General features: G+C 68.6%; 24 protein-coding genes and 1 tRNA gene. 17 read left to right on the top strand and 8 right to left on the bottom strand.

Features of this window, described 5'->3' with window-relative positions; all coding sequences use genetic code 11:
* Window positions 1-36: 36 nt before the first annotated feature.
* The 5 genes from AC4BAR_RS01205 to AC4BAR_RS01185 are packed head-to-tail and all read left to right on the top strand — an operon-like array spanning window position 37 to window position 5,019.
* Window positions 37-1,152 carry an FAD-dependent monooxygenase gene (locus AC4BAR_RS01205; protein ID WP_490625995.1) on the top strand — a complete coding sequence of 372 codons (1,116 nt, stop codon included), beginning with the start codon at window positions 37-39 and terminating at the stop codon, window positions 1,150-1,152.
* A gap of 37 nt (window positions 1,153-1,189) precedes the next feature.
* Window positions 1,190-1,924 carry a DsbC family protein gene (locus AC4BAR_RS01200; protein ID WP_490625994.1) on the top strand — a complete coding sequence of 245 codons (735 nt, stop codon included), beginning with the start codon at window positions 1,190-1,192 and terminating at the stop codon, window positions 1,922-1,924.
* 18 nt (window positions 1,925-1,942) lie between these two features.
* Window positions 1,943-2,377, top strand: a complete 435-nt coding sequence (locus AC4BAR_RS01195) for a DUF3429 domain-containing protein (RefSeq protein WP_490625993.1) — start codon at window positions 1,943-1,945, stop codon at window positions 2,375-2,377.
* An 8-nt stretch (window positions 2,378-2,385) separates the two neighbouring features.
* Complete coding sequence (locus tag AC4BAR_RS01190; protein ID WP_490625992.1) at window positions 2,386-4,185, top strand: M61 family metallopeptidase; 1,800 nt, start codon at window positions 2,386-2,388, stop codon at window positions 4,183-4,185.
* Between the two features lie 54 nt (window positions 4,186-4,239).
* Window positions 4,240-5,019 (top strand): enoyl-CoA hydratase, encoded by a 780-nt coding sequence (locus AC4BAR_RS01185; RefSeq protein ID WP_490625991.1) that lies wholly within the window; start codon window positions 4,240-4,242, stop codon window positions 5,017-5,019.
* Window positions 5,020-5,024: 5 nt separating this feature from the next.
* Here AC4BAR_RS01185 and AC4BAR_RS01180 read toward each other — a convergent pair whose 3' ends face one another.
* Window positions 5,025-5,978: a hypothetical protein gene (locus tag AC4BAR_RS01180; protein ID WP_490625990.1), complete on the bottom strand. Its 954-nt coding sequence runs from the start codon at window positions 5,976-5,978 to the stop codon at window positions 5,025-5,027.
* Window positions 5,975-6,598 carry a sigma-70 family RNA polymerase sigma factor gene (locus AC4BAR_RS01175; RefSeq protein ID WP_490625989.1) on the bottom strand — a complete coding sequence of 208 codons (624 nt, stop codon included), beginning with the start codon at window positions 6,596-6,598 and terminating at the stop codon, window positions 5,975-5,977. Before AC4BAR_RS01175 ends, AC4BAR_RS01180 begins: the two co-directional genes overlap by 4 nt.
* 127 nt (window positions 6,599-6,725) lie before the next feature.
* Between AC4BAR_RS01175 and AC4BAR_RS01170 the strand changes: the two genes are divergently transcribed.
* The gene (locus AC4BAR_RS01170) at window positions 6,726-8,231 is read left to right on the top strand and encodes a vWA domain-containing protein (RefSeq protein WP_490625988.1); all 1,506 of its coding nucleotides are present in this window, start codon (window positions 6,726-6,728) and stop codon (window positions 8,229-8,231) included.
* 74 nt (window positions 8,232-8,305) lie between these two features.
* Window positions 8,306-8,382, top strand: a tRNA-Met gene (locus AC4BAR_RS01165).
* A 64-nt stretch (window positions 8,383-8,446) separates the two neighbouring features.
* Here the strand turns inward: AC4BAR_RS01165 and AC4BAR_RS01160 are convergent.
* From AC4BAR_RS01160 to AC4BAR_RS01140, 5 genes are read right to left on the bottom strand one after another with little or no spacing between them, the layout of a single operon-like run.
* On the bottom strand, window positions 8,447-10,528 hold the full coding sequence (locus AC4BAR_RS01160) for an oxidoreductase (RefSeq protein WP_490625987.1): 2,082 nt from the start codon (window positions 10,526-10,528) through the stop codon (window positions 8,447-8,449).
* A gap of 22 nt (window positions 10,529-10,550) precedes the next feature.
* On the bottom strand, window positions 10,551-12,374 hold the full coding sequence (locus AC4BAR_RS01155) for an acyl-CoA dehydrogenase C-terminal domain-containing protein (RefSeq protein ID WP_490625986.1): 1,824 nt from the start codon (window positions 12,372-12,374) through the stop codon (window positions 10,551-10,553).
* A gap of 5 nt (window positions 12,375-12,379) precedes the next feature.
* Entirely contained in the window at window positions 12,380-13,669 is a 1,290-nt protein-coding gene (locus AC4BAR_RS01150; protein WP_490625985.1) for an acetyl-CoA C-acetyltransferase, read from the bottom strand.
* A gap of 51 nt (window positions 13,670-13,720) precedes the next feature.
* The gene (locus tag AC4BAR_RS01145) at window positions 13,721-14,581 is read right to left on the bottom strand and encodes a MaoC family dehydratase (RefSeq protein WP_490625984.1); all 861 of its coding nucleotides are present in this window, start codon (window positions 14,579-14,581) and stop codon (window positions 13,721-13,723) included.
* A 2-nt stretch (window positions 14,582-14,583) separates the two neighbouring features.
* Complete coding sequence (locus AC4BAR_RS01140) at window positions 14,584-15,993, bottom strand: 3-oxoacyl-ACP reductase (protein WP_490625983.1); 1,410 nt, start codon at window positions 15,991-15,993, stop codon at window positions 14,584-14,586.
* Window positions 15,994-16,199: 206 nt separating this feature from the next.
* On the opposite strand from AC4BAR_RS01140, the gene fabR reads away from it, so the two are divergent.
* The 5 genes from fabR (at window position 16,200) to miaB (ending at window position 19,598) form a co-directional block, all read left to right on the top strand.
* Window positions 16,200-16,844: an HTH-type transcriptional repressor FabR gene (gene fabR / locus AC4BAR_RS01135; protein ID WP_490625982.1), complete on the top strand. Its 645-nt coding sequence runs from the start codon at window positions 16,200-16,202 to the stop codon at window positions 16,842-16,844.
* A gap of 141 nt (window positions 16,845-16,985) precedes the next feature.
* A complete protein-coding gene (locus AC4BAR_RS01130) occupies window positions 16,986-17,300 on the top strand; it encodes a BON domain-containing protein (protein ID WP_490625981.1) in 315 nt (104 codons plus the stop codon).
* 103 nt (window positions 17,301-17,403) lie between these two features.
* A complete protein-coding gene (locus AC4BAR_RS01125; RefSeq protein WP_490625980.1) occupies window positions 17,404-17,637 on the top strand; it encodes a CsbD family protein in 234 nt (77 codons plus the stop codon).
* 87 nt (window positions 17,638-17,724) lie between these two features.
* Complete coding sequence (locus AC4BAR_RS01120; protein ID WP_490625979.1) at window positions 17,725-18,186, top strand: hypothetical protein; 462 nt, start codon at window positions 17,725-17,727, stop codon at window positions 18,184-18,186.
* Between the two features lie 71 nt (window positions 18,187-18,257).
* A complete protein-coding gene (miaB, locus tag AC4BAR_RS01115) occupies window positions 18,258-19,598 on the top strand; it encodes a tRNA (N6-isopentenyl adenosine(37)-C2)-methylthiotransferase MiaB (protein WP_490625978.1) in 1,341 nt (446 codons plus the stop codon).
* A gap of 36 nt (window positions 19,599-19,634) precedes the next feature.
* Here the strand turns inward: miaB and ffh are convergent, their stop codons facing one another.
* Window positions 19,635-21,005, bottom strand: a complete 1,371-nt coding sequence (gene ffh / locus AC4BAR_RS01110; RefSeq protein ID WP_490625977.1) for a signal recognition particle protein — start codon at window positions 21,003-21,005, stop codon at window positions 19,635-19,637.
* A gap of 43 nt (window positions 21,006-21,048) precedes the next feature.
* Between ffh and AC4BAR_RS01105 the strand changes: the two genes are divergently transcribed.
* From AC4BAR_RS01105 to ampD, 5 genes are read left to right on the top strand one after another with little or no spacing between them, the layout of a single operon-like run.
* Window positions 21,049-21,852: a cytochrome C assembly family protein gene (locus tag AC4BAR_RS01105; protein ID WP_490625976.1), complete on the top strand. Its 804-nt coding sequence runs from the start codon at window positions 21,049-21,051 to the stop codon at window positions 21,850-21,852.
* On the top strand, window positions 21,849-22,091 hold the full coding sequence (locus tag AC4BAR_RS01100) for a PP0621 family protein (RefSeq protein WP_490625975.1): 243 nt from the start codon (window positions 21,849-21,851) through the stop codon (window positions 22,089-22,091). The genes AC4BAR_RS01105 and AC4BAR_RS01100 overlap by 4 nt, the downstream gene beginning before the upstream one ends.
* Before the next feature lie 34 nt (window positions 22,092-22,125).
* Window positions 22,126-23,817, top strand: a complete 1,692-nt coding sequence (locus AC4BAR_RS01095) for an ATP-binding protein (protein WP_490625974.1) — start codon at window positions 22,126-22,128, stop codon at window positions 23,815-23,817.
* A gap of 2 nt (window positions 23,818-23,819) precedes the next feature.
* Window positions 23,820-25,286 (top strand): sigma-54-dependent transcriptional regulator, encoded by a 1,467-nt coding sequence (locus AC4BAR_RS01090; protein WP_490625973.1) that lies wholly within the window; start codon window positions 23,820-23,822, stop codon window positions 25,284-25,286.
* Window positions 25,273-25,896 carry a 1,6-anhydro-N-acetylmuramyl-L-alanine amidase AmpD gene (gene ampD, locus AC4BAR_RS01085; protein WP_490625972.1) on the top strand — a complete coding sequence of 208 codons (624 nt, stop codon included), beginning with the start codon at window positions 25,273-25,275 and terminating at the stop codon, window positions 25,894-25,896. The genes AC4BAR_RS01090 and ampD overlap by 14 nt, the downstream gene beginning before the upstream one ends.
* Window positions 25,897-26,228 lie beyond the last annotated feature (332 nt).

Below are 26,228 nucleotides of genomic sequence, written 5' to 3'. Positions count from 1 at the left end.
ACGTTGGGGGCATTCAAGCCCTCCTACAATTCCGCCATGACTTCTCGCGTGGATGTGTGTGTGCGCGGCGGCGGCATCGTCGGCATGGCCCTGGCGTTGCAACTCGCCAGCCAGCGCCTGCGCGTGGGCCTGGTCATGCGCACCGAGGCCCGCCCCGGCGACGTGCGGGCCTATGCGCTGAACGTCGCCTCCAAACAATTGCTCAGCGCGCTGCGGGTCTGGCCCGGTGAAACCGAGGCCACGCCGGTGCACCAGATCCAGGTCAGCGGCGACACCGACGGCCAGCTGGCTTTTGACCGTCAGGCCGTGGGCCAGGAGGCCCTGGCCTGGATCGTCGACGTGCCGGCGCTGGAGAAACAGCTTCAGCAGGCCGTCTCTTACCAAAGCCTGATCGAGGTCTGCCCCAACGAGGAAAGCGCCGCGCGGGCCGCCGCCCAGGCCGAGCTGACGGTGGTCTGCGAGGGCCGTGACAGCCTGGCCCGCCACCTGCTGGGCGTGCATTTCACCAGCCAGCCCTATGGCCAGAGCGCGGTGGCGGCGAGGCTCAGCGCCGCCCTGCCCCATGGCCAGATCGCACGCCAGTGGTTTGCCGATGGCGAGGTGCTGGCGCTGCTGCCCATGGACGGCCAGCAGCTGGCGCTGGTGTGGTCGGTGGCCCATGACCGGGCCCAGGCCCTGGTGCAGCAATCGACCGACGAATTCCAACTGGCGCTGACCCAAGCCACCGGTGGCGCGCTGGGTGAACTGACGCTGACCAGCGACCGTGCCAGCTGGCCGCTGAGCCTGGGCCAGGCCAGGCGCTGGGTCGGCCCCGGCTGGGCGCTGGCCGGCGACGCCGCCCACCACATCCACCCGCTGGCTGGCCAGGGCCTGAACGTGGGCCTGGCCGACGTGGCCGAGCTGGCCCGGGTGCTGCAGGCCCGCCAGGGCAGTGACTACTGGCGCCCGCTGGGCGACCTGCGGCTGCTGCGCCGCTACGAACGCGCCCGCAAGGCCGAGGTGGCCGCCATGGTGGGCCTGACCGACGGCCTGCAACGGTTGTTTTCGCAAGACCACCCGCGCTGGCGGCTGGCACGCAACACCGGCATGAACGCGGTCGCCCGCAGCGGCCCGCTGACCCGCTGGATCACCCGGCAGGCCATGGGCCTCTGAGCCCGGCCCGTCCTCTTTTTTTCACCACAGGCCTCCCATGCACTCCCTGACCCACCCCCTGCGCACCCTGGCCACGATCGCGCTGCTGGCCCTCGCCACACTGGGCAGCGCCCAGGCCCAGGAGGCAGCCATCCGTAAAAACCTGCCGGAGCGCCTGCCCAACCTGCCCAAGATCGACGAGGTGCGGCCCGCGCCGGTGGCCGGCCTGTACGAGGTGCGGGTCAATGGCAACGACATCTTCTACACCGACGGCCAGGCCAACTTCCTGATCCAGGGCCAGGTGATCGACACCCGGGCCCGCCGCAACCTGACCGAAGAACGCCTGGAGAAGCTCAGCGCGATCGACTTCGGCGCCCTGCCGCTGAAAGACGCCTTCGTGGTCACCCGGGGCGATGGCAAACGCAAGCTGGCGGTGTTTGAAGACCCCAACTGCGGCTATTGCAAGCGCTTCGAGCGCGACCTGCAAGGCGTGGACAACGTCACCGTCTACATGTTCCTCTACCCCATCCTGAGCCCGGACTCGACCGAAAAGTCCAAGGCCGTCTGGTGTGCGCCCAACAAGGCCAGTGCCTGGCAGGACATGATGGTGCGCGACACCCCACCGCCCGCCGGCAGCTGCGACAGCGCCGCCATCAACCGCAACCTGGCCTTCGGCCGCAAACACAAGATCACCGGCACACCCACGCTGATCTTTGCCGACGGCACCCGCGTGCCGGGCGCGATCAACGCGCAACAGGTGGAGAAATACCTGGCCGACGCCGGCAAGAACTGAGCCGCGGTGTTTGGCGCCATGGGCCCATCTGACACCGCTGTGCTGCTGAAGCGCCTGGGCTACGCCGGCCTGGTGCCCTTTGTGGTGCTGGCCGCGCTGCTGTGGCTGGTCAAACCCACGTTGCACCCCTTTGTGGCGATCGCGCTGACCGGCTATGCCGCCGTCATCGCCTCCTTTCTCGGGGGTATCCACTGGGGCCTGGGCCTGCTGGGCAAAGGAAAGCAGCCGGCCTTCCACTTCATGTGGGGCGTGTTGCCCTCGCTGGTGGCCTGGGTGGCGCTGGTGATGCCGGCCTACGCCGGCCTGCCGCTGCTGGCCTTGCTGCTGGTGGCCTGTGGCGTGGTGGACTACCGCACCTGGCCGGCCGCCGGCCTGGGCGCCTGGTTGCCGCTGCGCTTGCAACTGACCGCCGTCGCCACGCTGAGCTGCCTGCTTGGCGCCGCCGGCACCTGACCTTGTTCATGACCCCACCCCGCCCCCCTTTGTCTGACAAGCCCGGGCCGCAGTTCCAGGTGGAACTGGCCGACCCCCATGCCCACCTGTTTCGCGTGACCCTCACCGTGGCCCAGCCGGCGGCGCTGCAGCGGCTGTCGCTGCCGGTGTGGATTCCCGGCAGCTATTTGGTGCGGGAGTTCGCCCGCCACCTACAGCAACTGAGTGCCCGGCAGGGCCGGCAAACGCTGGGCATTCAGCAGCTCGACAAAAACACCTGGGAGCTGGCCACCAACCCGGCCAAACCGCTGGTGCTGAGCTACACCGTCTACGCCTTCGACAACTCGGTGCGCAGCGCCTGGCTGGACAGCCAGCGCGGCTTCTTCAACGGCACCAGCCTGTGCCTGCGGGTCCATGGCCAGGAAGACCGGCCCCATGGCCTGGACCTGCGCCCGCCCAAGGCCTTGCCCGGCTGGCAGGTGGCCACCGCGCTGCGCCCCAGCAAGGTCAACGCCCAGGGCTTTGGCCAGTACCAGGCCGACAACTACGACGAGCTGGTCGACAGCCCGGTGGAGATGGGCGCCTTCTGGCGCGCCGAGTTCAAGGCCGGTGGTGTGCCCCACCAGCTGGTGGTGGCCGGCGCCGCGCCCTCGTTCGACAGCGCCCGCCTGCTGGCCGACACGCAGAAGATCTGCGAGGCCGAAATCCGCTTCTGGCATGGCCGCAAAAAGCCGCCACACAACCGCTACGTCTTTCTGCTCAACGTGGTGGACGACGGTTACGGTGGCCTGGAGCATGGCCATTCCACCGCGCTGATCTGCGGCCGGCGCGACCTGCCCCGGCGGGGCGAGGCCAAGGCCCCCGAGGGCTACACCACGCTGCTGGGGCTGATCAGCCACGAGTATTTCCACACCTGGAATGTCAAGCGGCTGCGGCCGGCCGACTTTGCCCGCTACCACTACGACGCCGAGCAGTACACCCGGCTGCTGTGGTTCTTCGAAGGCTTCACCAGCTACTACGACGACCTGCTGCTGCGCCGCGCCGGCCTGATCGACAACCCCACTTATTTGAAGCTGCTGAACAAGACGCTGAACCAGGTGTTGCAGGGGCCGGGGCGCCAGGTGCAGTCGGTGGCCGAGGCCAGCCTGGACGCCTGGGTCAAGTACTACCGGCCCGACGAGAACACCGCCAACGCCACCGTCAGCTACTACGCCAAGGGCGCGCTGGTGGCCTTGTGCCTGGACCTGACATTGCGCACGGAGGGCCGCACCACGCTGGACGCGGTGATGCGCGGCCTGTGGGCCCGCTGCCACGCCGGCCCCATGACCGAGGCCGACCTGTTGGCCGAGCTGGCCGAACGCGGCGGCCGCTCGTTTGAGGCCGAGCTGGCGGCCTGGGTCCACGGCACCGGCGAGTTGCCGGTGGCCGAGCTGCTGCAGGCCCATGGCGTGGCGGTGCACCAAGACCCCCCGCAACTGGCCCAGCGGCTGGGGCTACGGGTGGCCGAATCGAACGGTGTCACCGTCAAGGTGGTGCTGCGCGGTGGCGCGGCCGAACAGGCCGGCCTGGCCGCCAACGACGAGTGGCTGGGCATCGAGCTGCCGGCCACCAAGGGCCAGCCCACCGAAGGCTGGCGCTTGAACAAGCTGGACGACCTGCTGCTTTACGCCGGCGCCGCGCCGCGTGTGCTGGCCCTGGTGGCGCGCGACCGCCGCCTGCTGCGCCTGCCCTTGGCCCTGCCTCCGGCCGACGCGGTGCGCACCGTGCGGCTGGCGGTGAACGACCTTGCCGCACTGGACGCCTGGCTGGTCGCCGCCGATCCGGCGTGACGCCACTGCGGGCTATAGTCAAAGGCTGTGTCCAACCCTTCTGATCAAACGACCATGAGTTTTGAAACCATCCTGGTGCGCACCGAGGCCGACAAGGTCGGTGTCATCACCCTCAACCGCCCCAAGGCGCTGAACGCCCTCAACGACCAGCTGATGGACGAGCTGGGCCAGGCCCTGACCGCGTTCGACGCCGACCCGGCGATCGGCTGCATCATCCTCACCGGCAGCGAAAAGGCCTTTGCCGCCGGGGCCGACATCGCCGCCATGGCGCACCTGGATTTCGAGACCTGCTACCGCGGCGACTTCATCACCCGCAACTGGGAAAAAATCCGCGCGGTGCGCAAACCCGTGATCGCCGCGGTGAGCGGCTTCGCGTTGGGCGGCGGCTGCGAGCTGACCATGATGTGCGACTTCATCATCGCCGCCGACAACGCCAAGTTCGGCCAGCCCGAGGTCAAGCTGGGCGTGATTCCCGGCGCCGGGGGCACCCAGCGCCTGCCGCGCGCGGTGGGCAAGAGCAAAGCCATGGACCTGTGCCTGACCGGCCGCATGATGGACGCCAACGAGGCCGAGCGCGCCGGCCTGGTGAGCCGTGTCGTGCCGCTGGCCAGCCTGATGGACGAGGCCCTGGCCACCGCCATCCTGATCGCCGACCAGCCCCGGCTGGCGGTGTACGCCGTCAAGGAATCGGTCAACCGCGCCTTCGAGGGCGGCTTGAGCGACGGCGTGATGTTCGAGCGCCGGCTGTTCCACGCGGTGTTCTCCACCGCCGACCAGAAAGAAGGCATGGACGCCTTCCTGGCCAAGCGCAAGCCCAGCTTCCGCCAGGGCTGAGGCCGTCAGCGCACGGGCTGGCCCAGCCGGGCCAGCTCGGCCTGCAGCGCCGCCAGCGCAGCCGGGTCCACCGGCCCGCTGCGCACCGAGGCTGTGGTGCCCTCACCCACCGTCCAGCGCGCCACATTCCCCGTCACCGCCAGCCGGGCCAGCCGCACCCCGGGCCGGCCCAATTCCAGCACCAGATCGGCGGGGCCTTCCGGCGCATCGGGCGACGCCACCAGACCCATCACCACCGCCTGCAACCGGGCGTTCAGGCCGACCGCCTGGCTGCGTGGCCAGGCCCTTATTTCACCGCCGGACAGCACCCGCACCTCCGTCCAGCCAGCCCACAGCGCGGCATCGGGCAGCGCCGTCAGAGCCGCGCCCGCCACCGGTGCCGCTGCCGGCCGGGGGGCGCGCGCCATGCGTTCGACCGACGCCACCGCAGCCTCTGAAGAAGGGGTGGCGGGTGTGGCTTTGGCCAGTGCGGTGGTGGGCTCGGCCGCCGGGGCCGGGGCAGCGGCATCGGCCACTGCCGTGGGGGGAGCGGCCGGCGGTGCGGGAGGGCGCACGGCCTCACGGCTCCGGGGCGGTATGGGGGTGGGCTCGGCCGCCGGCGTGTCGGCTTTGGCTGGCTTCGCGGCGGATGACGCCGAGGGTGGGGGCGACGACGGGGGGGCCATGGCCACCTCCGCCCCACGCGAGCGCGCCGGCGTGGCGTCCGGCAGCGGCTGGCCGTGCCACAGCAGCGTCACCAGACTGGCCAGCGCCAGGCTGGCCAACGCCGCCGACCAGGGGGCCGCGGTCGGGCCGGTGGGCCACAGCCGTGCCCACCAAGACGGGCGTGGCGCCCGAGGTGCCACCGCCGCGTGGGCGGCCCGTTGGATGGCCGCCCGCAGCGCCGGGGCAACAGCCGGCGCCGCGTCGGGTGCGTGGTCCAGGGCTTTTTTCAGCCGGGCGTCGCGCAAAGCGGTCATGGCCGGCCCTCCAGCACCACCAGGTAGGCCTGCATGCAGCCGCGCAGCTTTTGCAGCGCGTAACGCAGCCGGCTCTTGGCGGTTTCAAACCCCAGGCCCAGGCGCTGGGCCAGGTCTTCCACGCTGGCGCCGTCTTCGTGGTGCAGCAAAAAGGCCGCGCGTTGCAGCGCTGGCAACGCGTCCAGGCAGTGCAGCAGTTGCTGGCCGGCGGCGCGCCAGAAGGCCAGGTCTTCGCTGGACGGATGGGCCGCGTCGAGCGCGCCCTGCAGCCAGTCCAGCGGGTCGCCGCCGGCCTCGTCGTCCGCGCCCTGCAGCGCGTCCAGCCCCAGCTCGCGGCCGCTGACACGCAGCCGGTCCATCGCCAGGTTGTGGGCGATGGTGAAGGCCCAGGTGCGCCAGGCCGCACCCTCGGCCCGGTAGCTGTCGCGGGCATTGACGATGCGCAGCCAGGTGTCCTGGAACACCTCGTCGGCCTGGGCCGCCAGCCCGGCGCCCAGCAGGCGCCGCACAAAGCGGTGCAGCGCGCCCTCGTGGCGGGCGTACAGCACATCGAAGGCCGCCGTGTCGCCACGGGCGTAGGCCAGCATCAGGTCGTGGTCGGGCATGGCGGCCAGGGGCATGGACAGATTTTCACACCACCTGTCACGGCGCTCGGTGGGCTTCGGGGTTAATCCGCAGCGGTTTTTTTCACCCCCTCTGCGGTGCCAGGCCGTGTCAGCCCTGTCCCATCACTTCAGGAGTTGTTCCATGCCCGCCTCTCAACTGCACCACCCCCGGCCATTTGCCGTCCGCCCGCTGTGCGCGCTGCTGAGCCTGCAGCTGCTGCTGTCGGCCTGCAGCGCCACCGCCATGTCCCAGACCACCGACGAGGCGGGTTGGGCGCCCCGCAAGCCGCTGCCACAGACCCCCTACCCCACGCCCTGGGCCGTGCCCAATTTCGAAGCGCCATCGGCCACCCATTGCGCCCGCCCGCTGCAAACCCGCGAGTTACCCGGCATCACACCCGAGGTGTCCCACGGCAATCCCTGGCCCGCACCGGCCAAGCGCATGGCACCGGATGGGGAGGCGCTGGCCCGCGGTGCGGCCAAGGGCGCCGTGGCCGATGGCGCGGCCACGGCGCTGGCCAAGTCAGACCATGCGCCCGAGCGCCGCCGGGCCGAGCCGGCCGCGGCCCCGGCAGCGCTGTCCAGCCACCAGCCCCCGGTGCCGCGCCAGACACCGGAGACCGTCACCGCCGGCATGGTGGACGACAACGCCGACTTCGGTGCCTACCTGGCGTTCCGCCAGCGCACGCCGGTGGCCCACCGTGCCCGCGACATCCGCGAACGCCACCTGCTGCAGGTGCGCGACGCGGCCGGCCGCGGCGTGCCCGACGCCGAGGTGCGGGTGCAGTCAGACCAAGGCGCGGCCATGTGGGCCCGCACCGACGCCGCCGGCCAGGCCTGGCTGCACCCCAATGCCTTTGATGCCGCCCGGGCCAGCCGCTACCAGGTGACGGTGCGCCAGGGCGGGCGGCAGGCCGGCGCGGTGCTGCAGCGCGGCCAGAAGAGTGCGGTGGAAGTGGTCTTGCCCGGCACCACCCCGCCGGCGCGGACCCGGCTGGACCTGGTGTTTCTGGTCGACGCCACCGGCTCCATGGGCGACGAGATCGACAAGCTCAAGGCTTCGCTGCAGGCCATCGTCGCCGACGTGGCGGCGCTGCCCAGCCAGCCCGACCTGTGCCTGGGCCTGGTGGCCTACCGTGACAAGGGCGACGCCTTTTTGCTGCGCAGCCACGACCTCACCAACGACCTGCCCGGCTTCCAGGGCGCGTTGAATGCCTTGCAGGCGGCCGGCGGCGGCGACTACCCCGAGGCCATGAACGAGGGCTTGCATGACACCGTGCACCAGCTCCACTGGCGCGGCGACGGCACCACCCGGCTGGTGGTGTTGCTGGCCGACGCCCCGCCCCACCTCGACTACGGCGGCCCGCAGTACGACGAGGGCATGCTGGCCGCCCTGGGCAAGGGCATCAAGGTCTTCAGCGTGGGCGCCAGCGGGCTGGACAAGCAGGGCGAGGTCATCCAGCGCCAGATCGCGCAGTACACCGGGGGTCGGTTTGTCTTTCTCACCTACGACCAGGCCCGCCACCCGGCCAGCGGCCCGGGCCGCGAAACGGTGCACGACGTGCGCAACTACTCGGTGGACACCCTGGACCGGCTGATCGTGCGCCTGGTGGGCGAAGAGCTGGGAAAATTGCCGCGGGGCGGCTGAGGCTGGCCAGACCGCCGCGCGGTGGGCTATAATTTTGGGCTGTCACCGGCAATCACCTTGCCGATGCACAGATTGGCGCTTTAGCTCAGTCGGTTAGAGCGATGGAATCATAATCCACAGGTCCGCGGTTCGAATCCGTGAAGCGCCACCAAACAACGTCCTTGTGCCCTGGGCACTCAGACAAAAAAAGCCACCCTCGCGGTGGCTTTTTGCTTTCAGAGCGTCGCCGCCAGCCGGGTCCCCATGTCGATGGCGCGCTTGGCGTCCAGCTCGCCGGCCTCGAACGCACCGCCAATCAGGTGCACCGCCACCCCCGCTTGTTGCAGCGGCGCCAGCAGCTCCCGCAAGGGCTCCTGGCCGGTGCACAGCACCAGGGTGTCGAATTCCAGCACCTCGGCGTCCTTTCGGTCCGGGCCATGGCTCACGGCCAAGCCCACGCCCTCGCCCGAAGGCAGCGGGCCGATGCGCTCGTAATTGACGCCGCTGACCATCTGCACGTTCTTGGTCTTCAGCGTGGCGCGGTGAATCCAGCCGGTGGTTTTGCCCAGGGATTGGCCGGTTTTGCCGGTTTTGCGCTGCAGCAGCGTGACCTCGCGGACGGCCGGTACCGGCTGGGGCTTGACCAGCCCGCCACGGTGGGCCTGCGGGTCGCCCACACCCCACTCCTGCAGCCAGGCGGTGGTGTCCAGCGTGGTGGAAGCATGGCCCTGGTCGGCGCCATGCGAGAGGTATTCCGCCACGTCAAAGCCAATGCCGCCCGCGCCCAGGATGCCCACGCGCTGGCCCACCGGCTTCTTGTTCAGCAGCACGTCGATGTAGCTCAGCACGGCGGGATGGTCCTGCCCGGGGATGCGTGGGTTGCGCGGGGTGATGCCGGTGGCCAGCAGCACGCCGTCAAAGCCCTGCGCAATCAGCTCGGGCGCGCCTACGCGCCGGCCCAGGTGTTGCTGCACACCGGTCTTGTCGATCTGGCGGGCAAAGTAGCGCAGGGTCTCGTGGAACTCCTCTTTGCCCGGAATGGTTTTGGCCATGTTGAACTGGCCGCCGATGGCGGGCGCCGAATCAAACAGGTGGACCTCGTGGCCGCGCTGCGCCAGCGTGGTGGACGCTGCCAAGCCGGCCGGCCCGGCGCCGACCACCGCGAAGCGCTTTTTCTGCAGCGCGGGCGCCATCACCAGCTCGGTCTCGTGGCAGGCGCGTGGGTTGACCAGACAGCTCGCGATTTTGTTTTTGAAGGCGTGGTCCAAACAGGCCTGGTTGCAAGCGATGCAGGTGTTGATCTCGTCGCTGCGGCCGCTGGCGGCCTTGACCACAAACTCAGGGTCGGCCAGAAAGGGCCGCGCCAGGCTGACCATGTCGGCGTCGCCGCGCGCCAGGATGTCCTCGCCCACGTCGGGCGTGTTGATGCGGTTGCTGGTGACCACCGGGATCAGGTTGCCCTCGGCGCGCAAGGCGTCGCGCAGCTTGCGGGTGACCCAGGTGAACGCGCCACGGGGCACGCTGGTGGCGATGGTGGGAATGCGCGCCTCGTGCCAGCCGATACCGGTGTTCAGGATGGTGGCCCCGGCGGCGCTGATGGCGCGGGCGAGCGCCAGCACCTCGTCCCAGCTGCTGCCCCCGGGAATCAGGTCGATCAGGCTGATGCGGTAGATCAGGATGAAGTCCGGCCCTACCGCTTCGCGGATGCGGCGCACGATCTCCACCGCCAACCGCATGCGGTTGGCATAAGCGCCGCCCCATTCGTCGCTGCGCTGGTTGGTGTGGTTGACCAGAAACTGGTTGATGAAATAGCCCTCGCTGCCCATGACCTCGACACCGTCGTAGCCGGCATCCCTGGCCAGTTTGGCGCAGCGCACAAAGGCGCGGATCTGGCGCTCGATGCCGCGCACCGACAGCTCGCGCGGTGTGAACGGCGAGATCGGGCTCTGCAGCCGGCTCGGCGCCACGCAAAACGGGTGGTAGCCGTAGCGGCCGGTGTGCAGTATCTGCAGCGCAATCTTGCCGCCCTCGGCGTGCACCGCCCGCGTCACCTCCTGGTGGCGCTTGGCCGCGCCCGAGGTGGCCAGCGTGCCGGCAAACGGTTTGGCCCAGCCCTCTATGTTGGGCGCAAAACCGCCGGTCACCATCAGCCCCACACCGCCGCGGGCCCGCTCGGCATAGAACGCGGCCATGCGGGGAAAGTGCTTGCGGCCGTCCTCCAGGCCGGTGTGCATGCTGCCCATCAGCACCCGGTTCTTCAGCTGGGTGAAGCCCAGGTCCAGCGGGCGCAGCAGGTGGGGGTAGGGAGAGGCCGTCATGGAGGGGCTTGCCGTGGGCGGGTCAGGCGATCTGGAAATGCTCGGCCTTCATCTGCATCACCGCGCCGGTGGGTGCCAACGCGCCCTTGCGGTGCGCATCGGCCCTTGGCAACAGGCGCGCAAAATAGAACTCGGCGGTCTGGATTTTGGCAGTGTAGAAATCGGCGGATTCTGTGCCTTTGCCATTGCGCAGCAACTCTGTGGCCTTGACCGCCTGCTGCAGCCAGGCGTGGGCCATCATCACATAGCCCGAGTACATCAGGTAATCCACGCTGGACGCGCCCACCTGCTCGCGGTCGCGCGCCGAGCGCAACATGATGCGGGTGGTCATCAGGTTCCACTGCACCGCCCGGTGGACCAGGCTGCGTGCCATCCGGCCGAGCGGACCGGACGCGAACACATGGCCCTTGGCCAGGCCCAGCATGGTGCCGGTGAAGTCGCGCACACATTTGCCCTTGGTGCTGAGCAGCACCTTGCGGCCCAGCAGGTCCAGCGCCTGGATGCCGGTGGTGCCTTCGTAGAGCGTGGAGATGCGGGCGTCGCGCGCGATCTGCTCCATGCCATGTTCGCCAATGTAGCCATGGCCGCCAAACACCTGCATGCCCAGGTTGGCCGCCTCCAGCCCCATCTCGGTCAAAAAGCCTTTCAGGATGGGGGTGTAGAAACCAAGCTCATTGTCGTGGTGGGCATAGGCCTCGGGCTTGCCATCGGCCACCGCATTGAACATCTTGTCGGCGATTTTGGCCGCCGCGTACACCATGGCGCGCCCACCCTCGGCAATGGCCTTTTGGGTTAACAGCATGCGGCGCACGTCGGGGTGCCAGATCAGCGCGTCGGCCACCTGATCAGGCTCCTTCTTGCCCGACAGCGCCCGCATCGAGCGCCGCTCCTTGGCATAGGGCAAGGCGCCCTGAAACGACAACTCGGCATGCGCCACGCCCTGAACAGCCGTGCCAATGCGCGCGGTGTTCATGAAGGTGAACATCGCCTCCAGGCCCTTGTTGGGTTCGGAAATCATGTGGCCGATCGCGCCGTCGAAGTTCAGCACCGCCGTGGCGTTGCCGTGGATGCCCATCTTGTGCTCCAGCGAACCGCAGTTCACGCCGTTGCGGTCGCCCAGCGTGCCATCGGCGGCGACCACGCGTTTGGGCACCACAAACAGCGAGATGCCACGCGTGCCCGACGGTGCCCCTGGCAGCCGGGCCAGCACGATGTGGACGATGTTCTCGGCCAGGTCGTGGTCGCCCGAGGAGATGAAGATCTTGGTGCCGGTGAGGGCGTAGCTGCCATCGGCCTGCGGCTCGGCCCGGGTCTTGACCTGGGCCAGGTCGGTGCCGCACTGGGGTTCGGTCAAGCACATGGTGCCGGTCCATTCGCCCGACACCAGGCGGGGCAGGTAGTTTGCCTTGATGGCGTCGCTGCCGAACTGCAGCACGGTGTTGATGCAGCCAATGCTCAGGCCGGGGTACATGGTGAACGACCAGTTGGCGGCACCCATCATCTCGGACTTGAACAGGTTGAGCGACATCGGCAAGCCCTGGCCACCGTATTCGGTGGGGAAAGACAGGCCTTGCCAACCGCCGGCCACGAACTCGGCATAGGCTCCCTTGAAACCCTTGGGCGTGGTGACGATGCCGTCCTTCAGCTGGCAACCTTCCTGGTCGCCGGTGATGTTGAGCGGCGACAGCACCTCCTCGCACAGCGTGGCCGCGCCCTCCAGAATGGCATCCACCATTTCGGGCGTGGCTTCGGCGCCGTTGGACAGCGACTGGTAATGGGCCGGGTAGTCCAGCACGTCGTTGATCAGGAAGCGCATGTCGCGCAGCGGGGCTTTGTACTGTGGCATGGCAATTACCTTTCGATGATGGCGACGACGCCCTGGCCGCCGGCAGCGCAGATGGAAATCAGGCCGCGGCCCGAGCCCTTTTGCGCCAGCATCTTGGCCAGCGTGGCGACGATGCGGCCGCCGGTGGCGGCGAAGGGGTGGCCGGCGGCCAGCGAGCTGCCGTTGACGTTGAGTTTGCTCATGTCGATCGCGCCCAGCGGCTTGGCCAGGCCCAGCTTGTCGCGGCAGAAGGCTTCGTCCTGCCAGGCGTCCAGCGTGCACAGCACCTGGGCGGCAAAGGCCTCGTGGATCTCGTAGTAGTCAAAGTCCTGCAGCGTCAGGCCGGCGCGGGCCAGCATGCGCGGCACGGCGTAGGCCGGAGCCATCAGCAGGCCTTCTTTCTTGTCGAAGAAATCCACCGCGGCGACTTCACTGAACGTGAGGTAGGCCAGCACCGGCAGATTGCGGGTAGCCGCCCATTCCTCGCTGGCCAGCAGAACGGCCGAGGCGCCGTCGGTCAGCGGGGTGGAGTTGCCGGCGGTCAGCGTGCCCTGGCCGGGCGCCACCTTTTTGTCGAACACCGGTTTGAGCGAGCGCAGCTTCTCGATGCTCAGATCGGCGCGCAGGTTGTTGTCGCGGGTGACGCCTTTGAAGGTGGTCATCAGGTCGTTGAAGAAGCCCTGCTCGTAGGCTTTGGCCAGGTTCTGGTGGCTCTTGAGCGCCAGTTCGTCCTGGGCCTCGCGGGTCACGCCCCAGGTGCGGGCCATCTGTTCGGCGTGCTCACCCATGGACAGGCCGGTACGCGGCTCGCCGTTGCGCGGCAGCGAGGGCTTGACCAGCATGCTGGGGCGCAGGCGCAGGGCGGTAGCCAGGCGCTGGCCGCCGGTCTTGGCGCGCGACAGGTCGAGCAGGATCTTGCGCATCTTCTCGTTCAGCGCGATCGGCGCGTCGGACGTGGTGTCCACACCGCCGGCAATGCCGCTCTCGATGTGGCCCAGCGCGATCTTGTTGGCCACCAGCATGGCCGCTTCCAGCCCGGTGCCGCAGGCCTGCTGCAAATCGAACGCCGGGGTTTCGCGGGCCAGCGTGGTCGACAGCACGCATTCGCGCACCAGGTTGAAGTCACGCGAGTGCTTCATCACCGCGCCGGCGGCCACGTCACCCAGGCGCTCGCCATGCAGGTTGAAGCGGTCCACCAGGCCTTGCAGCGTGGCGGTGAGCATGTCCTGGTTGGAGACATGCGAGTACACCGTGTTGGAACGGGCGAAGGGGATGCGGTTGCCACCAAGGATGGCGACGCGACGGACGGTGGTCATGGGGTGACTCCTGGGGTTGGGAGAATGTCGGTGAAGGGGATGGCGGGGCCGTCAGAAACGGAGCTGGCCACGCAAATGGGGTTTCTGGCCCTTGGCGTCGCGCACCTCGAACAGCGCGCCGTGGCTGGCACGCTGGGTCCACAGCGTGGCCTTGCCCGGCAGGAACAACGGGGTCTTGAACTCGACGTTCAACTCGGCCTGTTGCAAAGCCTGGGCCGGCAACAGGCAGGCGGTGGCCCGCGCGCTGGTCCACATGCCGTGGGCGATGGCGCGCTTGAAGCCGAACAGCTTGGCGGTGAGCGCCGTCAGGTGGATGGGGTTACGGTCGCCGGACACGGCGCCATAACGGCGGCCCAGGTTGGCCGCAGCCACAAACTCGGCCTGGCAGGACAGCGGCGCATCGAGTTCAATCTGGCCGGCATAAGGCGCGCCGGAGGCCGGCTTCACACCCACCCGCAGCAAGGTTTGCGTGGCGGTCCAGACCAGGTCGTCGCCGCGCAGGATGCGCAGGTGCAGGTCGAACACCTGGCCTTTTTCGTGGGCAAACAAATCGCCGGTTTGCAGCTCCACCCGCACCGCATCGCCGGCGCGCAGAGGCTGGTGCTGGGTGATGGCGTTGGCCAGGTGCACCGTACCCAGTGCGGGCCAAGGGCAGTCGGGCGAGCTGATGTAGTGGGTGACCAGCGGAAAGGTCAGCATCTGCGGGTAGATCAGCGGCACGCCGTCGGCCGGCTTGAAGCCGCAGATCGCGCCGTAGCGGGCGACATGCGCGCCGTCCACCACCACGCGGGGCATGACCAGGGTCACCGGGGGCAACGCGGCAATGGTGCCGGGCCGCTTGGAGCCCGTGCCCACCGCGCGGAAGAAGGTGGTGGCCAGGCCGGGGGCCTGGGTGATTTCCAGGGTTTTCATGCTCAGGCGCCGATCAGGCTTTGGCCACAGACCCGCACCACGTTGCCGGTCAACCCAGCCGAGGCCGGGGATGCCAGCCAGGCAATTGCTTCGGCCACGTCCACCGGCTGACCACCCTGGCCCATGGAATTCATGCGCCGACCGGCCTCGCGGATGGCCAGCGGCACGGCTGCGGTCATCTGGGTTTCGATGAAGCCCGGCGCCACCGCGTTGATGGTGATGCCCTTGGGCGCCAGCACCGGGGCCTGGCTTTGCACCATGCCGATCACGCCGGCCTTGGACAGGGCGTAGTTGGTCTGGCCCAGGTTGCCGGCAATGCCGGAGATGGACGACACACAGACGATGCGGCCACCGGCCTTGAGCGCGCCAGAAGCCACCAGCGCCTCGTTGATGCGCTCCTGGGTGGACAGGTTGACGTTGACCACAGAATGCCAGAGGTGCTCTTTCATGTTGGCGATGGTCTTGTCGCGGGTGATGCCGGCGTTGTGCACCACCACGTCCCAGCCGCCGTCGGCCAGCGCCGCGTCCACCAGGGCCTGCGGCGCCTCTTTGGACCCGATGTCCAGTGCCAGCGACTTGGCGCCCAGCCGTGCGGCCACCTCGTCCAGACCGGCCTGGGCCTGCGGCACGTCCAGGCAGATCACCTGCGCACCGTCGCGGGCCATCACCTCGGCGATGGCCGCGCCAATGCCACGCGAGGCGCCAGTCACCAGGATTTTTTGGCCGGCCAGCGGGCGGGCCCAGTCGATGGCCTGCGAGGCAACCGATGTCGGCACACCGACGCGGACGACCTGGGCCGACACATAGGCACAGCGCGGCGACAGCAGAAAGCGCAGCGTGCTCTCCAATTGGTCTTCGGCGCCTTCGGCCACGTAGACCAGCTGCACGGTGATGGCGCGCTTGAGTTCCTTGGCCAAGGCCCGGGTCAGGCCCTCCAGGGCCCGCTGCACCGTGGCCTGGCGCGGCGAGGCGCAGGCTTCCGGCGGCCGGCCCAGCACCACCACCCGGCCACAGGGCAGGACCGAGCGGGCGGCGTCGTGGAAGAACTGGTAGAGCGCGTCCGACTCTTCGCTGGACTGGAGGCCGCTGGCGTCGAACACCAGCGCCTTGACCTTCTCGCCAGGCTGGTCGCCCAGGCCCCAGCGGCCGGACATCAAACCGGCCTGGCTGGCGGCCTGGGTCCACTGGGGCACGCTGCGGTGGGCCACGGTTTGCACCGCCATGGCCTTGAAGCAGCGGGCCAGCGCAGCCAGCAGCTGGGGGTTGCCGCCAGCGCCCAGCAGCACGCCGCCTTTGACCACAGGCTGGTCAGGCCGGTAACGCTCCAAAGGCAGGGGCTGGGGCAGGCCCAGCGCCGCCACGAGGCGAGCGCCCAAGGGGGAATTGGCAAAACCAAGGTAAGAATCGGTCATCGGAAAGCCTCAAGTGGTCGTTGCTGCGGATTGTGTACAGTTGTACACTAAATTGCAACCAAGCTGAATCGGGTCTAGTGCCCATGCTCTAATTGCCCAGAGAAAAGCAGCGGAAAACCCCATCCGGGTGCCACACTCGGCTGTACACAGAAAACGCCCAAGCCCTGCCCATGCCCGCCACCGCCGTCCTTCGCCGTAAGACCAAAGTGGACTTGACGCGCACCGAACGCAAGGATTTGACGCGCAGCAACCTGCTGCAGGCGGCGCTGACGTTGATTGGCGAGGGCCGCAGCTTCACCAGCCTGGGCATCCGCGAGATCGCCCGCGAGGCGGGTGTGGTGCCCAACGCCTTCTACCGCCACTTTCGCAACACCGACGAACTGGGCCTGGCACTGGTGGAAGAGGTCGGTATCACGCTGCGGCGCCTGCTGCGCGAGGCGCGCCAGCCGAATGCCCGCCAAAGCGACGTGTTGCGGCAGTCGGTGCAGGTCTACCACCAGTACGTGTTGCACAACCGGCTGCAGTTCTTGTTCATCTCCAGTGAGCGCGCCGGCGGCAGCCGCATCCTGCGCATGGCGATTCGCAACCACGTTAGCCATTTCACCAACGAGATGGCGCAGGACATCCGCCGGCTGGGCCTGTTTCCCGAGATGTCCACCGCCAGCCTGCAACTGGTGTGTGGGCTGATCGCCACCAGCATGCTGGCGGCCGCTCCGGAAATCCTCGACCTGCCGGCCGAGCAGCCTTTGCTGGAAGCCGAGATGACCGAGCGCTTTGTGCAGCAACTGCAAATCATCCTGCTGGGCGCTGCGGGCTGGAAAGACAAGCCCATGGCGGGCTCGGCCGACTGAGCGGCGGCCCCGCGACGGGGGGAGAGACCTTCCCGGAATGCCGCAAGCCGGGGCTGCGTTCGATAGCGCACTGACATCGCCGCCGTCCCCGCGCAAAGTGCTTGTGGGGTGTTTCCCCCATGCCACCGAGGACCCCCCACCATGACCCCCACACGCGCCCTGCTGGGCATTTTGGGCCTGTGCCTGCTGGGCGCCGCGGCCGGCTGCGCAGTCAACTGCCCATCGCCCACCTCGCTGATGGTCCCCAACGACGACGCCATCACCGCCGCCGTCCAGCAGCGGCTTGGCGACAGCCGGTCGGTCCAGGGCGCGGCGGTGCATGTGGAGACCCTGGACGGTTCGGTGGCACTTTCGGGCATGACCGCCAGCGCCGGCGAACGCTCCCAGGTGGAGGCGCTGACCCGCTCGGTCAAAGGCGTGCGCACCGTCAGAAACCGCCTGGCCATTCAGCCCTGAGGCCGCGCCCTGGGTGCGGCAACGCACAGACCGTGCTGGCGTGCCACGCCAAAGTGGAGATCGGGCCAGTGCACCATGCCCGGCCCGTCACCAAGGAACACGCATGAACTGGGACCGCATTGAAGGCAACTGGAAACAGGTGGCAGGCCACGCCAAACAACAGTGGGGCAAATTGACCGACGACGACCTGATTGCCGTGGCGGGCCAGCGGGAGCGGCTGTCCGGCAAGATCCAGGAACGCTACGGCGTGCTGAAGGACGTGGCCGACCAGCAGCTGACCGACTGGCAGCAGCGCGCCAGCGACGCCTGGTTCACCATGCAGCGCCATGTGAAATGACAGCGCCTCCCGCGCTGGCCCATGGCCAGGGCGGGACCGGTCAGCGCGGCGGCTAAAATCAGGGGCATTCAGCCTCTGGAAGACACCATGACCCGCTGCCACTTTCGGTTTGTTTCTCCCGCGCTCCCGTCCTTGCGCCTGGCCACATTGGCACTGGGCGCTGCCCTGCTGGGCGGCGTTTCCTGGGCTCAGCTGCCGGTGCGCGAATTCCCCAAAACAGCCCTGCGTGGCGAGATGCTGGTGACCCAGCCGCCGCTGGTGACCCTCAACGGCCAGCCGCGCAGCCTGTCACCGGGCGCCCGCATTCGCGGTGCCGACAACGGCCTGGTGATGTCCGGCGCCATCGTCGGCCAGCCGGTGCTGGTGAACTACCAGCTTGACCCCCAAGGCCAGGTGCGCGAGGTCTGGATTCTGAATGCCCAGGAGGCCCGTGAGCGCCGGCCGGGCATGGGCCCCAGCATCAACTGGATCACGCTGGGCGACGCCCAGCCGCCGCACGACGACGGCAAAACCCCCTACAACCAGCTGCCGGGCTTCCCCAAGCAGTGAGCTTCTGGCATCTGCCCGCGCCCCTGCCATGGGGGCGTGGCCAAGCCGCCCCTTTTCCGAAAGCGCACCCCATGAGCAAAAAAGTGTTTGTCAAAACCTTCGGCTGCCAGATGAACGAGTACGACTCGGACAAGATGGTCGACGTGTTGCACGCCGCCGAGGGCTACGAGGCCACACAGAACGTGGACGAGGCCGACCTGATTTTGTTCAACACCTGTTCGGTGCGCGAGAAGGCGCAGGAAAAGGTGTTCTCCGACCTGGGTCGCATCAAGCATTTGAAGAAAAAAGGCGTGCAGATCGGCGTCGGCGGCTGTGTGGCCAGCCAGGAGGGTGCGGCCATCATCGAGCGCGCACCCTATGTGGACGTGGTGTTCGGCCCCCAAACCCTGCACCGCCTGCCGGAGATGCTGGCCGCCCGCACCGCGTTGCAGCGGCCGCAGGTGGACATCAGCTTCCCCGAGATCGAGAAGTTCGACCACCTGCCACCGGCGCGCGTGGAAGGCGCCACCGCCTTTGTGTCCATCATGGAAGGCTGCTCCAAATACTGCAGCTACTGCGTCGTGCCCTACACCCGCGGCGAAGAGGTGAGCCGGCCCTTCGAGGACGTGCTGGTCGAGGTGGCGGGCCTGGCCGACCAGGGCGTGAAGGAAGTGACGCTGCTGGGCCAGAACGTCAACGCCTACCGCGGCAGGATGGGCGACACGGCTGACATTGCCGACTTCGCCACGCTGATCGAGTACGTGGCCGAGATCCCCGGCATCGAGCGCATCCGCTACACCACCAGCCACCCCAACGAGTTCACCCAGCCGCTGATCGACGTCTACGCCAAGGTGCCGCAGTTGGTGAGCCATTTGCACCTGCCGGTTCAGCATGGCAGCGACCGCATCCTGATGGCGATGAAGCGCGGCTACACCGCGATGGAATACAAGTCCACGGTGCGCAAGCTGCGCGCCATCCGGCCGGAAATGTCGTTGTCCAGCGACTTCATCGTTGGTTTCCCCGGCGAGACCGACGAGGACTTTGCCAAGCTGATGAAGCTGGTGACCGACGTCGGCTACGACAGCTCCTTCAGCTTCATCTTCAGCCCCCGCCCCGGCACACCGGCGGCCAACCTGGCCGACGACACGCCGCACGCCGTCAAGCTGGCGCGGCTGCAGCAGCTGCAGGCCACGCTGGACGCCAACGTGGTGCGCATCAGCGCCAGCCGGCTGGGCACGGTGCAAAAGGTGCTGGTGGAAGGCCATGCCCGCAAAGACAGCACCAAGCTGTTCGGCCGCACCGAATGCAACCGCGCGGTGGTGCTGGAAGGCCCGGACCGGCTGATCGGCCAGATGGTGGAAGTGCGCATCACCGAGGCGCCGCAGCGGGTGCTGCACGGCGAGGTGCTGACCCGCGAAGCCACGCTGGCCTGACGGGCAACCCCGGCGCACCAGGCGCCGGTGGTGGGCTCAGAAGGGCATGCGCGGCATGCCGCCGCCCTTCATGCCGCCCATGCGTTTCATCATCTTCATCAGGCCGCCGCCCTTCATCTTCTTCATCATGCCCTGCATCTGGTCGAACTCGTTGAGCAAACGGTTGACCTCTTGCACATGGACGCCGGCGCCGGCGGCGATGCGGCGCTTGCGGGTGGCCTTGATCAGGTCAGGCTTGCGGCGCTCCAGCGGCGTCATGCTCTGGATGATGCCTTCCTTGCGGCGGATGTCTTTCTCGGCGCGGTCCATGTCGACCTGACCGGCCTTGGCCGCCATCTGCGCCGGCAGCTTGTCCATCAGGCTGGACAGGCCACCCATCTTCTTCATCTGCTGGATCTGGCTCAGGAAGTCGTTCAGGTCGAAACCATCGCCGCTCTTGACCTTGGCGGCCAGCTTTTGCGCGGCCTCCATGTCCACGCCCTGCGTGACCTGCTCGACCAGGGCCACGATGTCGCCCATGCCCAGCACCCGGCCGGCATGGCGCTCGGCGTCGAACACCTCCAGGCCGTCGATCTTCTCGCTGGTGCCGGCGAACTTGATCGGCGCGCCGGTGATGTGCCGCACCGACAGCGCCGCACCGCCGCGTGAATCGCCGTCGGTCTTGGTCAGGATGATGCCGGTCAAAGGCAGCGCGTCGCTGAAGGCCTTGGCGGTGTTGACCGCGTCCTGGCCCTGCATGGCGTCCACCACGAACAGCGTTTCCACCGGCTTCAGCGCGGCGTGCAAGGCCTTGATTTCCAGCATCAGCGCCTCGTCGATGGCCAGCCGGCCGGCGGTGTCGACCAGCAGCACGTCGAAATAATGTTTGCGGGCGTAGTCCAGCGCCGCATGGGCGATGTCCACCGGCTTTTGCTCGGGCGTGCTGGGGAACCACTCGGCACCGGCCTGGGCGGTGACGGTCTTCAGCTGCTCGATGGCGGCCGGGCGGTAGACGTCGCCAGAAACCGTCAGCACCTTTTTCTTGCGCTTCTCGATCAGGTGCTTGGCCAGCTTGGCGGTGGTCGTCGTTTTACCCGCGCCCTGCAGGCCGGCCATCAGGATCACCGCCGGCGGCTGGGCCGCCAGGTTGATGTCGGCCACGCCCTGGCCCATGGTGGCGGCCAGCTCGCGGTTGACGATGCCCACCAGCGCCTGACCGGGCGACAGCGAACCCAGCACCTCCTGGCCCAGCGCCTTGTCTTTCACCCGGGCAATGAAATCACGCACCACCGGCAGCGCCACGTCGGCCTCCAGCAGCGCCATGCGCACCTCGCGCAGCATGTCCTGCACATTGGATTCGGTGATGCGGGCTTGGCCTCGCATCTCTTTGACGAGGCGCGAGAGTTTGTCGGTGAGGGTGGAGGCCATGGTGGTGTCCCCAGGTGGACTGGGGCTTCGCTAAACTGTGACCATGATTTTAACGACTGGGCCCGTCTGGGGCTGGGCACTGACCGGCATCACCTTGCTGGCCTATGCGCTGCCCGCCACTGCCGGCGAGCGGCTGGGCAACCCACGCAGCCAGCAGGCCCTGTTGCTGGCCTGGTTGCTGCACGCCTTGACGCTGGCCATGAGCTTCCTCGGTGCGGTGCCGCGTTTCGGCTTTGCACCGGCCTTGTCGGGCACGGCCTGGCTGGTGCTGGCGGTGTACGGCGTGGAGCGCCAGGTGTTCCCGCAGTTGCGGGTGGGCCCAACGCTGGCGCTGCTGGGCGGGCTGGCGGTGCTGCTGGCCGCGCTGTTCCCCGGGGCGGCGCTGCACGAGAGCAAGTCGGCCTGGCTGCCGCTGCACTGGCTGCTGGGCATCGCGTCCTACGGCTTGTTCGCTGCTGCGGTGGTGCAGGCCTGGCTGATGCAGCGGGCCGAGAAATCCATGCGCTCGGGCGCCGGCCTGGCCACCGGCGTGCCGCTGCTGACGCTGGAACGGCTGACCTTCCGCTTCGTCGGCGCCGGTTTTGTGCTGCTGTCGGCCACGCTGGCGGCCGGCCTGCTGTTCAGCGAATCGCTGTACGGCACCGGCAAGGCCTGGCACTGGGACCACAAGACGGTGTTTTCGGTGCTGTCCTGGGCCGCCTTCGCGGTGCTGCTGCTGGGCCGGGCCCGCTTCGGCTGGCGCGGCCGCAAGGCGGTGCGCATGCTCTACGTCGGCAGCGGGCTGCTGCTGTTGTCTTATGTGGGCTCGCGTTTTGTGCTCGAGGTGGTGCTGGGACGGGCGACATGAAATACCTGGTGCTGCTGCTGGTGGTGCTGGGCGGGGTCTGGCTGTGGCGCAGCCAGCGCCGGGAAGACGCCGACGAGCGTGCGGCCGCCAAGGCCCAGGCCCGTGCGGCCGAGCCGCCGCCGCTGCTGCCCATCGTGGCCTGCCCGGTGTGTGGCCTGCACCTGCCGGAAAACGACGCCGTGCCAGGCAAGCTGGCGCTGTACTGCAGCGCCGCCCACCGGCAACAGGCCGAGCCCTGAGCCCTGGCGCCGGGGCCATCCCCTCTGATTTGCCATGCTCACCCGCCCTCTGAACAGCGACGACTCGGCCCTGGGCCGGCTCTGGCACGGCTTCATGACGGCCCGCGCGATGATCGCGCTGGCCTTGCTGGGCCTGCATGTCTATTTCTACCTGGTGGTGCACACCACCAACGCCTGGGTGGTGGTGGTCTGTGGCCTCTACCTGATGGCCTGCCTGGCGGTACGCCTGCTGTCCCAGGGGCCCGAGCCCGGCCGGGCCTTCGACCTGCAGTGGCCATTGACCATCGGCATCGACCTGGTGGTCTATGCCACGCTGCAGACCATCCAGTCGGCCGGCATCAACTACACCGCGCTGTTTGCGCTGCCAGTGCTGCTGGGCGCGGTGCTGGGCTCGCGCCTGCTGGGCCTGGCCACCGCCGCCGCGGTGACCTTGTTTTTGCTGGTCGAGGCCAGTTGGCCGATGCCGCTGCCGAGCGGCACCGACGCGCCCGCGCGCTTCCTGCAGGCCGGCCTGGTGGGCCTGGGCCTGATGTTCGAGGCCTTTCTGGCCAACGAGATCGCCACCCGGCTGGTGCGCGAAGAGCGCGCCGCCCGCCTGAGCCAGCTGGCCACCCGGACCCAGGTGCGGGTCAATGAACTGGTGATTGAAAGCCTGGCCGACGGCGTGCTGGTGGTCGACCAGGACGAGGTGGTGCGGGTCGCCAACCCGGCCGGTCGCCGCATGCTGGCCCTGGGCGGTGCCAGCCAGTTGCCGGCGCCCGGCCTGCCGTTTTTCCTGACGGCCGCGCCCGGCTGGCAAGGCCTGGCCGAAATTGCCCGGTTGACGATGGCGCGGCGGGCGCCACAAGTCATTGACGCCGCCATCGAGGGCCCGGCGGGCGCACACCAGCGGGTGCGGGTGCGCACCCGGCTGACCGCCTTGCACGAGAACGACGCCGACGTGTTGTGTGTGGTGTTCCTGGAAGACCTGCGTGAACTGGAGGCCAGAATCCGCACCGAAAAGCTGGCCGCCATGGGCAGGATGTCCACCGCCGTGGCCCATGAAATCCGCAACCCGCTGGCCGCCATCGCCCAGGCCAACGCGCTGCTGGCCGAAGACCTGACGTCGGGGCCGCACCGCCAGCTCACCGGCATGATCCAGCAGAACGCCCAGCGCCTGGACCAGATCGTCGACGAGGTGCTCAACATCGCCCGCATCCAGCAGCCCGACCCGGTCACACCCTATGTCTCGCTGGACGAGGTGGTGACCCGCTTTTGCCATGGCTGGGCTGGCCAGGTGGCGGCGGGCGAGCGCCTGCGGCTGCAACTGGCCACGCCGGCCCGGGTGGTCTTCAACCCCGACCACCTGCGCCGGCTGCTGGTGAATTTGCTGGACAACGCCTGGCGCTATGCCGCCGCGCGGCCGGGTGCCATCGTGGTGGGCAGCCGTTTCAATGCCCAGCACCAGGCCGAGCTGTCGGTGTGGAGCGACGCCCCGCCGCTGGAGGCCTCGGTGCAACGCCATTTGTTCGAGCCCTTCTTCTCCTCGGAGAGCCGCTCCACCGGCCTGGGCCTGTACATTTGCCGTGAGCTGTGTGAACAGCATGGCGCCACCATCGCCTACCGGCGCGGCCCGCTGCAGCAGGTGGAAGGCAACGACTTCTTTGTCACCTTCCGCGCCAGCGAGTCCGCACTCGCGCTGGACGACGCCATCATCGCCATCGACACCCAACAGTCCCTGCTCTGACCATGCCCATCACCGCCATGCCCGGCGCCCGCATCCTCGTCATCGACGACGAGCCCGACCTGCGCACGCTGTACGAGCTGACCCTGCTGCGCGAAGGCTATGGCGTCGAGGCCGCCGAAAGCGTGGCCGCGGCCCGGCGCATGCTGGCCGACGGCAGCTTCGACGCGGTGATCACCGACATGCGTTTGCCCGACGGCAGCGGGCTGGACGTGTTGCGGGTGCTGGCCCAGCAAGGCCGGGCCGAACGCTGCGTGATGATCACCGCCTACGGCTCGCCCGAAAACGCGGTCGAGGCCTTGAAGGCCGGCGCCTTCGACTACCTGACCAAACCGGTCGACCTGAAGCAGTTCCGCAGCGTGGTGGCCTCGGCCATCGAGCAGGGCAAACCAGCCCGCACCAGCCTGCGCCGCAACACCCCGCCCAAGCCGCGCAGCGAGCCGCAGCCCACGCCCTCGCCCGGCGGGGCGCTGGACAAGCTGGTGGGCGAATCGGCCACCATGCGCAGCGTCAAGTCGCGCATCGCCAAGGTCGCCGGCAGCATGGCGCCGGTGATGGTCTGCGGCGAGTCCGGCACCGGCAAGGAGCTGGTGGCCCGTGCCATCCATGCCTGCAGCCACCGCGGCCAGGGGCCGTTTGTCGCGGTGAACTGCAGTGCCATTCCGGAGAACCTGCTGGAGGCCGAATTCTTCGGCGCCCGCAAGGGCGCCTACACCGGCTCGGTGCAGGACCGCGAGGGCTATTTCCAGGCCGCCGGCGGCGGCACCCTGTTCCTCGACGAGGTGGGCGATCTGCCGCTGGCCATGCAGGCCAAATTGCTGCGCGCCATCCAGGAGCGTCAGGTGCGGCCGGTCGGCTCGACCCAGGAGGAAGCGGCCGACGTGCGCATCGTCAGCGCCACCCACAAGGACCTGGACGCCGAGGTGGCGGCCGGCCGCTTCCGGCAAGACCTGTACTACCGTCTGAACGTCATCGACATCGACCTGCCACCGCTGCGCGAGCGGCGCGACGACATCCCGGCGCTGTGTGACGCGCTGCTGCGCAAGATCGCCGCCGAGTCGGGTGTGCCCAGCCCGCCGCTCAGCGACCGGGTGCTGCAGCAGCTGATGGGACATCGGCTGACCGGCAATGTGCGCGAACTGGAAAACCTGTTGCACCGGGCGGTGGCCCTGGGCGACGACGAGGGCCTGTTGCCCGAGGGGGAACCCGCGGCCGCAGAAAGCCCCGCCGCCCCGGCGGACGGGCCCGTTGCCGCCTCTGCGGCCCCACCGGTGGTGGTGCCGGCCGACCTGCAGGCCTGGCTGGACCAGCAGGAACGCGCCATCCTGCTGCAAGCCCTGCAGGACAGCCAGTTCAACCGCACGCTGGCCGCCAGCCGGCTGGGCCTGAGCCTGCGCCAGATGCGCTACCGCATCGCCCGGTTGGCCATTCCCGTGCCCCATGGTGACGACGCCGGCGATGACAAGCCCTGAAGCCGCCTCTCCCCCGGCCCGACCGCTGTGGCGCGACGGCTGGTACCGCTGCGCACACGCCCTGCCCTCTCCCAACTTCGGCCCCCGGCCGCCCGGCCAGGCCATCGACCTGGTGGTGGTGCACTCCATCAGCCTGCCGCCGGGCGAGTACGGCGGCGGCAACGTGCTGCGTTTGTTCACCAACACCCTGGACTGGGACGCCCATCCCTATTACCAAGGCATCCGCGGCCTGCAGGTGTCGGCGCATTTCTTCATCGCCCGCACCGGTGCGCTGTGGCAATTTGTCAGCTGCGACGACCGGGCCTGGCATGCCGGCGCATCGCAGTTCGGCGGCCGTCCCAATTGCAACGACTATTCGGTGGGCATCGAGCTCGAAGGCCTGGAGGGCGAGGCCTTCGAGGCCGCGCAGTACGAGAGCCTGGCCAGCGTCTGCGCGGCACTGGCCATGGCCTACCCGCTGGGCCATGTGGTGGGCCATGAGCATGTGGCCCCGGGCCGCAAACAAGACCCCGGCGCCGGCTTCGACTGGCCGGGTTTGCAGCGCGCCCTGGGCTGGGCCGATCGGTGTTTTCCCCAGCCTGACCAGCCGGACGGCGCGACACCGGCCTGATCGCCGGCCTGAACCGCCCTCCCGCGTCGGTCCAGCGCGAGGCCTCGGCCCCAACAACAACGCGGCTTTGGCGCGCAAATCGGCCGCCAAGCCGCGCCAATTCTGGCCCTCGCCGGCCCTGACCGCACAGCACAAGGCACGGCGGGCCGTTGGCCAGTTTGCGGGCCGGCTCAGCGGACAAAATTCGCCCCTCAGCGGGCCCGACCGTGTTCGCGGCGATACACTACAGGTAGTGGCTTGTGCCGCCGCTACACCCCATATATAGTGTTTGTCATCCCACTGAGACAGACTTCAAAAAGAACACTTGGGAAGCGGCATTCGACCAGGCCGCG

This window comes from Rhodoferax sp. SPJ4 (assembly GCF_058216275.1).
The sequence above is the reverse complement of the archived record's forward strand: the minus strand, read 5'-3'. Positions and strand labels throughout refer to the sequence as shown.